The following is a 14,561-nucleotide window of genomic DNA, read 5'->3' as shown; positions in this document are numbered from 1 at the left end:
ACGTCGGCTCACCTAAAAAGACAAAGCATTTGTCGCTCAAATAACACAGGTTAACGGCGTCTTATTGTTGACTCATATTGTAGACTTTAATACTGTCCTGCTCAGCCCGGCGCCTGCCGGGATCTTCATTGCGATCACCCTCCGGGGGGAGGTTTTGCAAGGAGGAGGCAAGCCCGCCATTGAGCGCTTAAGCGCCGAGCCAGCCAGCCCCGAATCAACTTGGGAATTACGGGGGACGATGGAATGGCTGTGCGTAGTGCTGACGATTTTCATAGGACAGGCTCGATAAGGCGGGAGCCTAGCCAAGGCTTCGCGCTCAAGGGGTTTGGCAAGGCCGCTCTGGCGCTGACCGTCTCCGCGACGGCACTCGTCTTGACCGGATCGGCATTCGCGCAAGAGACTCAGCTTCCCGGCATCGACGTGCAAGGGGCGCAGGCGAAAAAGTCGAGCGCCGCAAAGAAGAAGTCCAAGCCCGCACCGGTTCAAGCCGCGGAAACTCCGCAAACGCCGCCGCCGGCACCGACCTACGGCGGCAACCAGGCGGCAAAAATCGACGCGCCCTACAGCACGCCAGCAGGCGTCAGCGTCGCCGGCCAAGGTGAAATTCAGACCTTCGGACAGACTAACGTTCAAGACGTTCTTCGCGCCATGCCCGGTGTCTCGACCGCAGACGATCCGAACAACCCGGGCATTGCTGTCAATATCCGCGGTTTCGAGGGCGAAGGCCGCGTGAACACGACGATCGACGGCGTTCGGCAGAATTTCAGGTTCACCGGTCACACGGCATCGGGCTTCGCATACGTCGATCCGCTGCTTCTTGCGAGCATCGAAGTGCAGCGCGGCGCCGTTTCGACGGCGGGCGGCGCGGGCGCGCTCGCAGGTACGGCTGATCTGCGCACGATCGACGTCGACGACGTGCTGAAGCCCGGACGAGACTACGGCGCTACCGTGATCTCGTCCTGGGGTAGCAACGGTGTCGGTTTTTCCGAGATGGGTGCGGGCGCTATCAGAAGCGGTGCCGTCAGCGTCGTCGGTGCAATCAGCAAGCACAATGTCGATGATTACGACAATGGCCTCGGCCAGCGCGTGCCCTATACAGATCAGGATTTGATTTCGGGCCTGGCGAAAGTCCACATTCAGATCGATCCCGAGCAGCGGCTGTCGTTCGGCACTGTGCTGTACAACAACGACTTCACCGCAAATTCGTACGATCAGAACATCGATTCCAAGATCTACACCGCTAGGTACACGTACGATCCCATCGGCAACGATCTCATCCATTTCCAAGCGGGGTTTTCCGGCAGCGACCTCACGATGAAGTATGACAACGGCGTCGATGGTGCATCCGCCGCCGCCGGACGCAAGATCAACGATCTCGGCCTTGGCTTCGACGTCCAGAACACCTCGCTGTTCAATCTTGGTGGCATCTTCGTCAAATCGAACTACGGGTACGAATACTTCCACGACGATGTCGACGCCAGCAACAGGTTCGATCCTGAAGCGAAAGGCGGCGTAAATCCCTCCGGAGATTCGACCATCCGCGGCGCATTTTCGGAAACGACATTCTCCAAGAGCATTTTTGATTTCATCGTCGGCCTACGCTACGACGACTTCAGTCTCAAAGGCTCTGGCGACGTCTTCGTCGACACGATCAATTTCGGCGGCGGCTTCTTTTATACGCCAACTCTGCCATCGTTTCTCACGACTGGTCCCTATAGCGTCGATAGGTCGGATGGCGGCTTCAGCCCCAAGCTGACTTTGGCGATCAAGCCGGTCGAATGGTTCCAGCCTTATGTGACGTGGTCCAATTCGTTCCGCGCTCCGACGGTTTCAGAAACGCTGTTGGGCGGCGTCCATCCGCAGACCGGCGGCGATCCCACGCAGTTTGCTCCCAATCCCTATCTCGAACCCGAAACGCAGACAGGTTGGGAATTCGGCTTCAATTCGAAAATCGATGGCCTCTTCAAGCCCGGCAACTCGTTCCGCTTCAAGGGCGACTACTACACGATGGACGTCGAGAACTACATCACGGCGAGCACAGTCGATCCGTTCGGGCTGCTTTGGTTCTACGCCAACAACCCCGGCACATCGAAGGTCGAGGGTGTCGAATTGCAGGGCACTTATGACGCCGGCTACTTTTTCGCGGGCTTGAGCTACAGCCACAATCACACCACGCTTCCCTCGCAACTCGATGGGCTCGGCCTTCACAGCTATTTGCCGGGCGACATCGCCACCGTGACGGGCGGTGTGAGGTTCTTCGACGAACGGCTCACCGTCGGCGCGCGCGCCTATTTCGTATCGAACAGCCAATCGGGAGATTTGAATTCGGATCTCTTCAACGATCCGGCATTCTACGACGGCTACTCGGTCTACGATCTCTTCTCCAACTACAAAGTCACCGACGACATCGACGTTGGCCTGACGGTCAGCAACCTTACCAACGTGGCCTATACCCCGGCACTTAGCGCAGGGCCCTCGGGCGCAAACGCACCCGACGAGACCGGCCGCGGGCGCACGTTCCTGCTGACCACGAAGGCGAAGTTCTAAGTCGCGTCTCGAACGCGGCGACGCAAAACCAGAATGAAGGCACCGGCGGAGATATCTGCCGGTGCAAGTGTTGTAATTGGAGGCGAGCGCCGGTGACGCTCATCGAACGCAATGATCGACCAATGCCGCGCTTGCGAGCTACGGTGCCAGAACGGCGCGCGGCCACCGCCCGCAATAACGTCGTTTCGCTTGCCTTCACCAAGTCAGCCAGGGATGGCGCTACTCAGAAAGCCGACGTCCACTCGCCGTTCAAGATTGCAAAGGCTCTTGGAACAGGCACAGAGGCCTCCCGGAAGCTCCTTTTTGCCACGATAGCGATTTCGGTGGCGCTGCACGGCGGTATCATAGCTTCGATGTTCGCGCGCGATTCCGGCGAGGAATTCGGAACGCTCGCGGACAAGACAGATGCGTTCAGTCTTTCGATGGAACAGTCGGTCGTCCTGGAATCGATCTCGACTGAGAGCGTCCAGATGGCGTCGTCGGCTGCCGCTGCATCTCAGGCCGGCAGCGTACAGGCAGTCGAATCGAAACCTCAGGAATTGGCCGAGGCCGAAACCAATCCCGTTTCCGACGAACCGCCGCCGAAACCAATTGACGTCGCCGATGTGACCCCGACGGCACTCGCCAAAACCGATGATCCGTTACCTGTCATCCGCGGCGGCGGGTCGGAACAGGCCGTCAGCGAAATCAAGGCAGCGCAAATCGCGCAAACCGAAGTCAAAGAGATGCCTGACGCGGTCGAGACGAAGGAAGACACGCAGGCGACGATAGAAAAGAAAAAAGAAGACCAGAAGGAAAAGAAAACACCGCAGCAGGAATCACATCAGCAAGTCGCTGGAAGCTCAACGTCTCGCTCGAACGCGGAGCAGGCCGCACTGAGCGGTCGGGTTTCTGCCAGTCGCGGCAATGCCCTAACGTATGGGGCTATGGTCCGCGCGCAATTGGCGCGTAACAAACCGGCGAGCAACGGCGTGCGCGGGACTGTCCGTGTTTCGTTCGGAATTTCCAACGATGGCGAGATCAGTTATCTGCGCGTTTCCCAGTCTTCGGGCAGCGCGGCGCTTGACGCCGCCGCGCTGGCTGTTGTGCGCAAGTCCGCGCCGTTCGGCGAGCCGCCGTCGGATCTGACGGCCGCGCAGCTCGCTTACGTCATCCCGTTCTATTTCCGCTGAGCACCGCCCTTTACCGGCGCGGGTTTCTGTTGTGCGCGGGCGGAAGCCAAGTCCTCTACCAGCTCATACCACATGGCGTTGAGAACGGCGAACGCCGCGGCGAGCGGAAGGCCGAGGAGCCAAGCGAAGTACCACATGAGCGATGTCTCCTTTCCAATGTCTCAGTAAGCGTGACCGCGGTCATCGCGGATCGCCTTCTCGTCAACCTTGCCCCACATTACGTGATAGACCCACGAAGTGTAGGCGATGATGATCGGCACGAAGACTACCGCCACGACGAGCATGATGAATAGTGTCATGTGGCTAGACGATGCATCCCAAACAGTAAGGCTTGAATTGGGATCGACCGAAGACGGGAGAATGAAGGGGAACATCGAGACACCGACGGTCGTGATGATGCCTGCAATCGACAGCGACGATGCCAGAAGCGCAGCCACCTCACGTCGGGCGCCAATGAAGACATAAGCTCCAGACGCTCCGACCAGTCCGAGCAACGGCGCAAGCAGCGTCACCGGCTGTGTGCCATAATTTTCAAACCACGCACCGGCGGCTTTTGTAACGGTCTTTGCCAGCGGGTTCGATGGACCCATCGGATTGACCGTGCTGACGATGTGATATCCATCGACCGCAATCCACGTCGCTATTCCGCCCAGAAGGAACAGCACGACGGTAAGCAGAGCCGCGATGCCTCCGTATGTGCGAGCGCGCTCGGCAACCGGACCGTCTGTCTTCAGAATGATCCACGCCGCGCCATGCATGACGAGCATCGCGACCGAGACCAGCCCGCACAGCAACGCAAACGGGTTGAGAAGTTCGAAGAGCGTCGTGCCGTCATAGAAAATCCGGAGATCGCCGTTGAAGTGGAACGGCACGCCGCGCAGCACGTTTCCGACCGCCACGCCGAAGATCAAAGCCGGGACAGCTCCGCCCACGAACAGCGCCCAGTCCCAGGTTGTGCGCCACCGCACGTCCTCGCGCTTCGACCGATACTTGAATCCAACCGGACGCAGGATCAGCGCGAACAGGATCGCAAACATCGCGAGATAGAATCCCGAGAACGATACGGCGTAAAGCGGTGGCCAAGCGGCGAAGATCGCTCCGCCGCCAAGGATGAGCCACACTTGGTTGCCTTCCCAAGTCGGCCCGATGCTGTTGATGACGACCCGGCGCTCGAGATCGGTCTTGGCAACGAACGGCAGGAGCGCGGCTGCCCCGAGATCGAAACCGTCCATAATTGCAAAGCCTATGAGCAAAACGCCCAGCAGAACCCACCAGATAATGCGGAGGGTTTCGTAGTCGATGAGTTGATGAAGTATCATTGCTTTACTCCGCAGCAACCAGTGAAGGAGAAACGAGGATCGCCTCTGGCTCATCGTCGGGTTGTGGCCCCGAGCGGATGGCACGGATCATGAGACCCATCTCCACGATGAACAGAACCGTGTAGATCGCGATGAACCCGAGCAGTGTCAGAAGCACGGTGAAAGCGCCAAGGCTCGAAACGCCGGCTGCCGTCGGCAGAATGCCTTCGATGATCCACGGCTGCCGCCCAAACTCCGCGACCACCCATCCGAATTCGGCGGCGATCCACGGCAGTGGAATGGCGAAAACCGCCAGCCGCAGAAGCCAGGGATATTGGTCGAGCTTGCGTCTCGCCGACAGGTAAAAGAACGTCGCCATGAGCGCTATGAACAAGAACCCAAGTCCAACCATGATGCGGAACGACCAAAACAACGACGGCACGTTTGGCACCGTGTCCCACGCCGCTTGTTCGATCTGCACATCCGTTGCCTTGCGCGGATCATCGACATAGCGCTTCAACAGCAGCGCATAGCCCAGATCTTGCCCGTTCTTTTCGAGCAAGTCGCGCGCCGCCTGAGGGATCGCCGAAGGGTCGCTTGCGGCGCAAATCTGCTGCACGGCATCGTAAGCCATGATGCCCTGCCGGATGCGATCCTTTGCACGCACGACGAGATCTTCGATGCCCGGTATCTCCGTCGTCAGCGAACGCGTTCCGATCAATCCCATGGCCCACGGAATATGCACCGCGAAATGCGTTTCTCGTGCTTGCTGATCCGGGAAGCCGAACAGGGTGAAAGCAGCCGGCGGAGGCTCAGTCTTCCACATCGCCTCGATCGCTGCGAGCTTCATCTTCTGATGCTCGGTCGAAAGGTATCCGCTTTCGTCACCGAGCACGACGACGGAAAGCGCCGACGCCAGACCGAACGAAGCAGCCACCGTCATCGATCGCTTGGCGAGCGCGATGTGGCGATGATTGTAAAGGTACCAGGCTGAAACGCCGAGCACGAATACCGACGCGGTGACGTATCCCGCCGATACGGTATGAACGAACTTCGCCTGCGCCACCGGATTGAAGAGGACCTCGAAGAAATCGGTCACTTCCATGCGCATCGTTTGCGGATTGAACGCCGAGCCAACCGGGTTCTGCATCCAGCCATTTGCGATCAGGATCCAGAGCGCCGACAAATTCGACCCCGCGGCAACGCACCATGTCGCGATGAGGTGGCCGACCTTCGACATCCGATCCCAGCCGAAGAAGAACAGACCGACGAACGTCGCTTCAAGGAAGAACGCCATCAATCCTTCGATCGCCAGCGGCGCGCCGAAGATGTCGCCGACATAATGGCTATAATAGCTCCAGTTCATTCCGAACTGGAATTCCATGACGATGCCCGTCGCAACGCCAAGCACGAAATTGATGCCAAACAGAGTTCCCCAGAACTTGGTCATCTGTCGCCAGATATGGCGGCCGGTCATCACGTAGACCGTTTCCATGATCGCGACGATGATAGAGAGACCCAAGGTCAGCGGAACGAACAAGAAGTGATAGAGCGCAGTCGTTGCGAATTGCAGGCGCGATAGCGCCACGATATCGAGTTCCATTTTACCTCTCTCCGGCGTTCCGCCAGCCTCCTGCCCAAGTGGCGGCGCCCTTAAGACGCCACCGAGTTTCGGTCGTCAGTCGTGTCTCAATGTTGCGAGAATGCAATTGAACTGTGGGTCGCCGCGGTCAGCGCTGGCGACGATCCGCCCGCGCTCCATTACCAGCAGCCGATCCGCAATCTCTGCTTCGAGTCGGATATGCGTCGCAATAAGCAGCGTACGGCCGTTCGCATTGTCCGCAACGCGCCCGATGACATCTCGCGCAGTCGCCGCATCAAGTCCTTCCGTCGGCTCGTCGAGAAGCCAAAGCGGTGTATCTCGGAGGAAAAGCCGAGCAAGCGCGAGCCGGCGGGCCTCGCCGCCCGAAAGACCGAGACCGCCTTCGCCGAGATGGGTGTCGAGCCCGTTCGGGAGCGCATCGAGATACGGTTTCAGTCCCGAGCATGAAATCGCGTCCCGCAGCCGTGCATCGTTGGCGTTGGCGGACGCTAGCCGCAGGTTATCGCGCAGAGTATCGGCAAAGAGTTCGGTGCGCTGAGTGAGCAGCGTCGCAGGCAGCCGCCGGACGGAGCCGCAGTCAGGAGAAATCTCACCGGCGATCAATGCCATCAGTGTCGATTTTCCTGAGCCGCTGACGCCGACGATCGCGCAGCGTTCGCCCCGAGGAATGAGCAATGAAAGATCGGAAATCAACGGGCGCGCCGCGTTCGCATATTTGACCGAGACAGACTCAATCGAACAGGCGACACCTTCTTCGGGTGTGGGAACGGAGGCTGCATTGAAAGGTGCAAGCCGGGATCCCACGTGCCGCGCTGCATTGATCGTGCGCCCGAACTCAATGGCGCCGCGGCGTAATGCATTGAATGGCTCAAGTGCCGCGATGGAAACAAGAACGACAAGCGCCGCAACCGGTCCGCTGATCGCATTGGCGTGCACGGCAGCCGTCGCTAGCAAGAGCGCGGAGGCGACGAGAATGGCACTCGCTATGCCAAACCCTGCGCCAGAGAGGCTCTCGATGATATTGAGCCTGTCGTCGGCCGCCGCGAGCTTGCGATCCTGTTCGAGAATGTTTCGCCGCTGCGCGCCGATCTGTCCTGCCATGACGAGTTCCGTCTGCCCCGAGACAAGATCAATGACGCGTGATCTCAGCGCCTCGAGTGCAAAAGCCCGGCGCCGCGATGGTCGCTCGGCGATCCGTGCTGCTATAAAGGCAATTCCCAAACCGGCAAACAGCAGCAAAAGGCCGGCCGCGGCCCCCGTGTTCGGCGACAGCAATCCGAAGATGACCGCGACGGCCACCGCTGAAATGATTGCAGCGCCGATCGGAACAAGCACTCTGAGATAAAGCGAGTCGAGCGCGTCGATATCCTGCGTGAGCCGGAAAAGAAGCTTTGCCGGTCGCATCCGCAGTTTCTCCGCCTCGCGTACGGCAGCCGAGCCTCGAAACAACCGCTCGCGAAGTTCAGCGAGCACGCCGAGAGTGGCGTCGTGCGTGACGAGGCGCTCACCATAACGGCTCGCGGTGCGCGCCAGTGCGAAGAAACGGATGCCGGCGGAAGGCGAGAACACGTCGAACGCCAGCGCCGACGCTGCTGTTGCACCCGCGACGGCCGTAGCAGTGATGAACCAGCCTGAAAGCCCGAGCAAGGCCAGACCGCTCGCGATCGTCGCAGCGCTCAGCAGCAGCCCGGATAAAAGCTTTGCGCGCGGACCTTGCCAAAAGAGCACCAGAATTGGCTTAAGTGCCTCAATCATGCAGCTCTCTCCAGCGGCCAGTCGCCCAACCGGACGATGCGATCCATGCGCTTTGCAAGTGCAAGATCGTGAGTGGCGATGATCACCGTCTTGTTACTCGCGAGCGTGAGCAAGCTCTCCGCAATGTCGTTTGCCGTTGCCGAGTCGAGGTGAGCCGTCGGCTCATCGGCCAGTATGAGCCGGGCTTGCGGCCGAACCATCACACGGGCGAGCGCGAGACGAAGAGCTTCGCCTCCCGAAATCCCGACGCCGTTTTCACCGATTGCGTCCGGTCCGCGCGTCTGCACCAGCTCATCGAGTTTGGAGAACTTCAGTGCCTTCACGATGTTCGCGCGGCCGACGGGTCTCCCGAGCGCGACATTGCTCGCCAGAGTTCCGGCAAAGATATGAGGATGCTGGCCGATCCAGGCGATGCCGTCTCGCAGATCTGCGATGGTTTCGTCGGTCAGCTGACGGCCGGCGATGGAAATCGAACCCCGTGTCGGACGCGCAAGACCTGCGAGCAATGCGAGAAGCGTCGATTTGCCCGAACCGCTGGATCCGACGAGAGCGACACGTTCGCCCGGTGCAACCGACAGATTAAAACCATCAAGAACGAGGGGCAGGCTTTCGTCATACCGAAAGTCGAGATTTTCGATCGTCACTCTCGCAGGTGCCTGCCAGATCGTAGGCTTTCGAGTTTCCTGGTGATCCGAGGCGATGAGCGATTTTCCCCCGCTCGCGAGGCCCTCGAGAGCTTCGATTGCCGCGCGTCCTGAGGCACGGTCATGCCAGACCGCCGACAGATCGCGTAACGGCTCGAAAAAAGCCGGCGCCAGAAGCAGGATGAAAAGACCTTGCGCCAAGTCGAGCGGACCGCCCCAGGTTCCGAATGGAAGCTGCCCAAGGAGATGAAATCCGATATAGACGGCGACCATTGCGACGCCGAGCGCCGAAAACAGTTCGAGAACGGCCGAAGACAAGAAAGCAATTCTTAAGACCGCCATCGTGCGCGCGCGCAGATCCTCGGCATTCGCGCGCAGCCTCCGCGCCGTCGCGTCCACTGCGTCAAGCGTTCGTATGGTCGCCATTCCACGCAGCCTGTCGAGAAGAAAGGCGTTCATGTCGCCCGACTTGGCGAGCTGGGCTTCACTTGCCGCTTGCGCGCGCCATCCGATCAGAGCCATGAAGATGGGAATAAGCGGCGCCGCGATGAGAAGGACGAGTGCGGCCGCCCACGACAGCGACAAAATCGCTATAAAAAGGACAGCGGGCACGATCGTGGCGCGCAATCGGACGGCTTCGAAGCGGGCGATATAAGGCACAACGGCCTCGGCCTGCTCGGCGATGATACTCGCCGCCCGCCCCGATTCAGGCCGACCGATGTCTAGGGGCGAGCGTGCTGCGAGCGCTGCGATCGCCTTGCTGCGAAGTCCGGTGACGGCACTCCGCGCCGCACGGAACGCTAGCCGATTTCCGACGCCATCCACGATCGCCCGGACGATGCCGACGACCAAGACTCCCGCCGCAGCCCAGGCGCCGACATCCGGCCCATTCCCAGTCGCGACGCTGCCGATCGCAGTGGCGATCAGTGCCGCCTGCGGCACCCACAAGACTGAAGCTGCAATCTGAAGTATGGCGCTCCCGAGATTGACCCGAGTCATGGGTCGGTTTGAAAGGCCAGATTTTTCAACAGCCACGGTGGCTCGAGACGCCATTCCTTTGGCCTTTCCCCGGCGAAATCCGCCGGATCATTGGTGTGCAATGCACAAAGCAACATTGATCGACGTCAACGTTGCCTATCGGGATTTAACCGGCAACTGGAAATCGCCTTCGTGCACCGGCTCCTTAATGCGTGTCGAAAAAATCGGTCGGATTTGAAAGGGCCGCGATGCTTGTCCGCGCCGACAAATGGTCTCGGAAGCGCGGACCGTCTTTATGACAGTATGGACCAGCGCCTGAACCACTCTTCCATCTTCTTCCAGGCATCCTTCGCTGCGTCCGGATCATAGCTCGGCCGATAGTCGGCGTGAAAACCGTGTGGCGCGTCGGGATAGATCTTGAACTCCGCTGTCTTGCCGGAAGCGGCGAGAGCCGCTTTCATCGTCTCGACCTGCGATACCGGTATGCCCTGGTCGGCGCCGCCATAGAGTCCCAAAACCGGTGCTTTCATTTCCGGCGCCAGCTCGATCGGACTTTTCGGCCAAAGCGACTTCTGACTAGATGGATCGACGAGCGAGCCATAAAACGCCACGCCCGCTTTCACGTTGGCATTGGAAGCGCAATAGACCCAAACGGTGCGGCCGCCGCGGCAAAATCCGATGATGCCTAGCCGTGATGTATCGCCGCCCTGGCTCTTTGCCCAATTTACGGTTGCATCGAGGTCGGCGACGAGTTGGGCGTCTGGCTTCGAGTTCACAAGCGGCATCAATTGCTGGATATCGCTGATCTTTGCTAGGTCTCCCTGGCGAAAATAATAATCCGGCGCGACCGCAAAGAGTCCGAGCTTCGCCAAGCGGCGCGTTACGTCTTTGATGTATTCGTGAAGGCCGAAGACCTCCATCGCGACGAGGACGACCGGAGGATTTTTTGTTCCGGCTGGCCGGGCGAAATAAGCCGGCATCGCCCCTTCGGCCGTTTCAATTCGCGCGGTGCCGGTTTCCAATCCTTTACTGTCGGTTGTGATCGCAGTGGCATTCACCGGACCGGCCGCAAGCGTATATCCCGCGGCCGCCGCGGCGGATGCTGTCATGAAACGCCTGCGGGAAAGCTTCGCGCGCCTGACGAGACCGATGAAGTCGGATGCAACATGATCATGGCCGCCCATCTTTGAACTCCCGAGAAAATTTGCTCAGTCGTTGAACCGGTGCGGGATGATAGCATCACTTTCTCGCCGGGCAGAACCGCGGCTGCCGCGCGAACACGATCATTTGCTTGCCGTTGCGCTGGCGCGCTGTTCGTCCGGCTCGATAATGACGGTGGACGTGCGCCCCGCGACCAGTCGAACGCCTTCCGGAACATGATCGAGCGCGACGCGCACCGGGATGCGTTGCGCCAGGCGAACCCAGCTGAAGGTCGGATTGACGTCAGCAAGCAGGTTCGCACCTGAGCCGCGATCGCGATCCGTGATGCCGCCAGCGATACTTTCGACATGGCCGAGAAGCGGTTTATCTTCTCCCATGAGATGCACCGTCGCCTTATCGCCAATGTGAATAAGCGCGAGCTTTGTCTCTTCAAAATATCCCTCGACGCGCAGGGAATCCTGATCGATCAGCGCTGCAACGCCTTTGCCCGCAGTCACGTAATTTCCCGGCTGCAAATCGAAGTTGGTAATCGGCCCATTGACGGAAGCGCGCACTTCCGAGCGATCGAGATTGAGCTTCGCCAAATCCCGATCAGCTTCCGCCCGGTGGAGATCCGCTTCCGCCTGCGCCTCCGTCGCGGTGACCTGTTCGACTTTCTGGTCGCTCACAGCGATCGATGTCATGTTTTTATAGCGCACGAGGTCTTTCTTTGCCGCATCGAGGGCGGCCACACGGCCTTCGACATTCGCTTCCGCCTGCCGGAGCGCTAGTACGTACCGGTCCCGATCGATGCGAAAAAGCACATCGCCCTTATGAACGACTTGATTGTCGTGGACGAGCACGTCGCTCACGAGTCCCGAGACATCAGGAGCGATCATAACGATATCGGCGCGCACGCGCCCGTCGCGTGTCCACGGTTCAAGCTCGTAATGAGCCCACAGCCGCCATCCGGCAACGGCCGCAAAGCATACGATGACCGCTGTAACCGCAAAACGCGACAATACCTTGAGTGGGATATTCATGTCCGGGCCTGTGAGAAGAGGAGTACGGTGACGCAAAGAATGCAAACGAACATCGCGAAATTGAAAAGCGATTTATGCCAGACGAAACGATAGGCATCCGTTGCCCGCATGATCCTCGCGATCACCACCACTGCCGCGTACGATAAGATCGAACACACAAGAATGGACGGCACGAAAACGCCGAAGAAGCTCATCTCTTCATTCATTGCGCCGCCTCCAGATAGACCGGCCCGTGCGACAGTTGCGGCGGGGAGCGGTCCGGGAACAGCGAACGCCGCAATCCGACGAGGCCCAGAAGGGCATCGCGCGCCGACGGGTTCTGGTCGTTCCGGACAATGGCGAGCGCGCGGTTGATCGCAGCGAGGACGAGATCGGACGCCGCGTCGGCACCGATCGTCTGATAATGCCGCTTCAGCATCAGCAGAACGGCATCGATCCTGCGCCGTGAATACGCCGATAGCCCGGCGCGTGAACGGCGCAGATCGAGAATGTTGAAGCCCTCGCGCAACTCGCCGATGGCACCCGGAATTCTATGACCGGCAGCCTTTGCCCGTGGCGCCAGGAGCACGAGCCTGTCGAGCATAACGCCCGTCAAGCGCGCATCGTCGCGCACGCTTTGAGCGCCGGCGATTTCGGCCAGCGTGGCGCGGTTGGCATTTGCGAGCCGCCGTATGCTCCATTCGGCCCCGAGTGTGCGCAGCAAAGACGACATCACTGCCGCGAGAATTACGCCGCCTGAGGTGGCGATGCTGCTGTTCCAGAACGTCGCCGTATCGACAGAAAATGTCACCTGCAGCCCGATCATCGCGATCATATTGATCGCCAGAGAAAGTCCGATCAGCATCGTTTCCGGTCGCGAAATCAATATCCCGAACACGATGAGTGACGGGGCGAGGATCAGCGCTAGCGTTTCGAAATTATGCACATGAGGAAGAAGCACAAACACGTAAAGCGCCGAGAGACCAATAGCGACGACCGACCATTTGGCAAACACGACGATTGAGGGAACTGGATTGTCCTGCGCGGAAAAAAGATTACCGGACACGGCAGCCATCAGTACGGCATAGCCGCCCTCTGGCCACGCCGCTAGGATCCAGAATGTGCAGCATACTGATATCGTTGCGAAGCTGACAAACGCCGACAGGAACGCCAGTCCATGATCATAATGACGCGTCATAGTCGCAAGGTTTGCGATCGGATATGAAAGCGGCCTGAGCGTGCGGGTCGAACCTCCTTCTATGCTCCTAAGAACGTCAAGGCAGTCCGACCGTATGGCGGCCAGATCGGACAAACGCATCAAAAGACTGAATTCGACAAGATCGCGCCATCCCGAATGTGCCCTATTGGCCTCGATCGAGACGCCGATATCCTTCGTCAGCCGATCGAGCTCTTCGAGGTTGTCGGAGTTCTCCGGCGCAAGCCATGCGTCCATGCGGTCAACGAGCTTCTGCGCATTGCCGGACGGCCCGCCGAGCAGCGAAAGCTCATGAAGCCTATCGGCGATCGATGACAGAATTGGAATGAGCATCAGCATCCGAGGCCGGATGTCGTGAATGCGTTGGATGATTTCGGGATGTCCGCCTGCATCGTAAATGAGATGCGTGGCGAGATTTTCGATCTCGCCGGTATCACCCGCTAGACGCAGGCGGTGCGCATCCGCCGATGGCCCCGTCGTCAATTGCAGCGCGTCGCGGGCGCTTTGGTCGGCATTGCCGAGCCATGCCTTTAGCCTCTGTGCGATGACAGGCGCGACGGGCTGGGGAAAAACAATGCTCGATATGACCGCCGCGCATAAAATGCCGACGATGATTTCCTCGGTGCGCGATAGCGCTGCGTCAAAAATCGTACCCGGCACGCCAACAGTCGGAAACCCGATCAGCGCAGCCGTATATCCGGCGAGCATGAAGATGTAGCTTCTTGGCGTCCGGTCGAGCAGAGATATGTAGAGACAGACCGCCGACCAAACGGCCAATGCGATCACCAGCAGAACAGGCGCATTGGAGAGATTTGGCACCATCACGACTGCCGCGCTCGCGCCTAGCAACGTTCCAATGACGCGAAAAACGGCCTTCGATCTCGTCGCCCCGGACAACGGATTGGACGCGATATAGACGGTGGCCACCGACCAATATGGATTGGACAGCGGAATCCAAAGGCTGATCAGCAACGCGAGGAGCGCTGCTGTCATTGTTTTCAGCGAAAAAATCCATTGCTGCGTGTTCGGCAGTGACATTGCACGTACCAAGAAAAAGGTTGGCCGCTAAGCCGCAAAGATATCGGAGCTTGATCTATCGTACCCGTGATGGCATAAATGACCGCACAGTCACTTTTGTCAATATGACCGTCCGCCGCCGAGAATGCGCTGGACGCATGGGTCCCCG

The 14,561-nt window shown here is 59.4% G+C and carries 11 protein-coding genes; 2 read left to right on the top strand and 9 right to left on the bottom strand.

Annotated features, from left to right (window positions below):
• Positions 1-243 precede the first annotated feature (243 nt).
• Positions 244-2,547 (top strand): TonB-dependent receptor domain-containing protein, encoded by a 2,304-nt coding sequence (locus tag QM780_RS11195; RefSeq protein WP_415070555.1) that lies wholly within the window; start codon positions 244-246, stop codon positions 2,545-2,547.
• 143 nt (positions 2,548-2,690) lie between these two features.
• Complete coding sequence (locus QM780_RS11190; protein ID WP_415070554.1) at positions 2,691-3,719, top strand: TonB family protein; 1,029 nt, start codon at positions 2,691-2,693, stop codon at positions 3,717-3,719.
• On the opposite strand, the gene cydX is transcribed toward QM780_RS11190, so the two are convergent.
• The 9 genes from cydX to QM780_RS11145 form a co-directional block, all read right to left on the bottom strand.
• Positions 3,707-3,856, bottom strand: coding sequence for a cytochrome bd-I oxidase subunit CydX (gene cydX / locus QM780_RS11185; protein ID WP_415070553.1), 150 nt, complete (start codon positions 3,854-3,856; stop codon positions 3,707-3,709). The two genes, QM780_RS11190 and cydX, sit on opposite strands and share 13 nt — an antisense overlap.
• Before the next feature lie 24 nt (positions 3,857-3,880).
• Positions 3,881-5,038, bottom strand: coding sequence for a cytochrome d ubiquinol oxidase subunit II (gene cydB, locus QM780_RS11180; RefSeq protein ID WP_415070552.1), 1,158 nt, complete (start codon positions 5,036-5,038; stop codon positions 3,881-3,883).
• A gap of 4 nt (positions 5,039-5,042) precedes the next feature.
• Complete coding sequence (locus QM780_RS11175) at positions 5,043-6,620, bottom strand: cytochrome ubiquinol oxidase subunit I (protein WP_415070551.1); 1,578 nt, start codon at positions 6,618-6,620, stop codon at positions 5,043-5,045.
• A gap of 75 nt (positions 6,621-6,695) precedes the next feature.
• Positions 6,696-8,375 (bottom strand): thiol reductant ABC exporter subunit CydC, encoded by a 1,680-nt coding sequence (gene cydC / locus QM780_RS11170; protein WP_415070550.1) that lies wholly within the window; start codon positions 8,373-8,375, stop codon positions 6,696-6,698.
• The gene (cydD, locus tag QM780_RS11165; protein WP_415070549.1) at positions 8,372-10,018 is read right to left on the bottom strand and encodes a thiol reductant ABC exporter subunit CydD; all 1,647 of its coding nucleotides are present in this window, start codon (positions 10,016-10,018) and stop codon (positions 8,372-8,374) included. Before cydD ends, cydC begins: the two co-directional genes overlap by 4 nt.
• A gap of 272 nt (positions 10,019-10,290) precedes the next feature.
• Positions 10,291-11,181, bottom strand: a complete 891-nt coding sequence (locus tag QM780_RS11160; RefSeq protein WP_415070548.1) for a dienelactone hydrolase family protein — start codon at positions 11,179-11,181, stop codon at positions 10,291-10,293.
• A 99-nt stretch (positions 11,182-11,280) separates the two neighbouring features.
• Positions 11,281-12,180, bottom strand: a complete 900-nt coding sequence (locus QM780_RS11155; RefSeq protein ID WP_415070547.1) for an efflux RND transporter periplasmic adaptor subunit — start codon at positions 12,178-12,180, stop codon at positions 11,281-11,283.
• Positions 12,177-12,386, bottom strand: a complete 210-nt coding sequence (locus QM780_RS11150) for a DUF1656 domain-containing protein (RefSeq protein ID WP_415070546.1) — start codon at positions 12,384-12,386, stop codon at positions 12,177-12,179. Before QM780_RS11150 ends, QM780_RS11155 begins: the two co-directional genes overlap by 4 nt.
• Positions 12,383-14,413, bottom strand: coding sequence for an FUSC family protein (locus QM780_RS11145; protein ID WP_415070545.1), 2,031 nt, complete (start codon positions 14,411-14,413; stop codon positions 12,383-12,385). The genes QM780_RS11150 and QM780_RS11145 overlap by 4 nt, the downstream gene beginning before the upstream one ends.
• Between the last annotated feature and the right edge of the window lie 148 nt (positions 14,414-14,561).

The organism is Hyphomicrobium sp. (genome assembly GCF_047600905.1).
GTDB lineage: Bacteria > Pseudomonadota > Alphaproteobacteria > Rhizobiales > Hyphomicrobiaceae > Hyphomicrobium_B.
Note: the sequence above shows the minus strand (reverse complement) of the source record. Positions and strands in the feature narration are given on the sequence as shown.

What these genes read in the sequence shown, in the direction of transcription:
- cydD (WP_415070549.1), bottom strand. Translation starts at nt 10,018, where the DNA reads ATGACTCGGGTCAATCTCGGGAGCGCCATACTTCAGATTGCAGCTTCA.
- QM780_RS11195 (WP_415070555.1), top strand. Translation starts at nt 244, where the DNA reads ATGGCTGTGCGTAGTGCTGACGATTTTCATAGGACAGGCTCGATAAGG.
- QM780_RS11155 (WP_415070547.1), bottom strand. Translation starts at nt 12,180, where the DNA reads ATGAATATCCCACTCAAGGTATTGTCGCGTTTTGCGGTTACAGCGGTC.
- QM780_RS11145 (WP_415070545.1), bottom strand. Translation starts at nt 14,413, where the DNA reads ATGTCACTGCCGAACACGCAGCAATGGATTTTTTCGCTGAAAACAATG.
- cydB (WP_415070552.1), bottom strand. Translation starts at nt 5,038, where the DNA reads ATGATACTTCATCAACTCATCGACTACGAAACCCTCCGCATTATCTGG.
- cydC (WP_415070550.1), bottom strand. Translation starts at nt 8,375, where the DNA reads ATGATTGAGGCACTTAAGCCAATTCTGGTGCTCTTTTGGCAAGGTCCG.
- QM780_RS11150 (WP_415070546.1), bottom strand. Translation starts at nt 12,386, where the DNA reads ATGAATGAAGAGATGAGCTTCTTCGGCGTTTTCGTGCCGTCCATTCTT.
- QM780_RS11175 (WP_415070551.1), bottom strand. Translation starts at nt 6,620, where the DNA reads ATGGAACTCGATATCGTGGCGCTATCGCGCCTGCAATTCGCAACGACT.
- cydX (WP_415070553.1), bottom strand. Translation starts at nt 3,856, where the DNA reads ATGTGGTACTTCGCTTGGCTCCTCGGCCTTCCGCTCGCCGCGGCGTTC.
- QM780_RS11160 (WP_415070548.1), bottom strand. Translation starts at nt 11,181, where the DNA reads ATGGGCGGCCATGATCATGTTGCATCCGACTTCATCGGTCTCGTCAGG.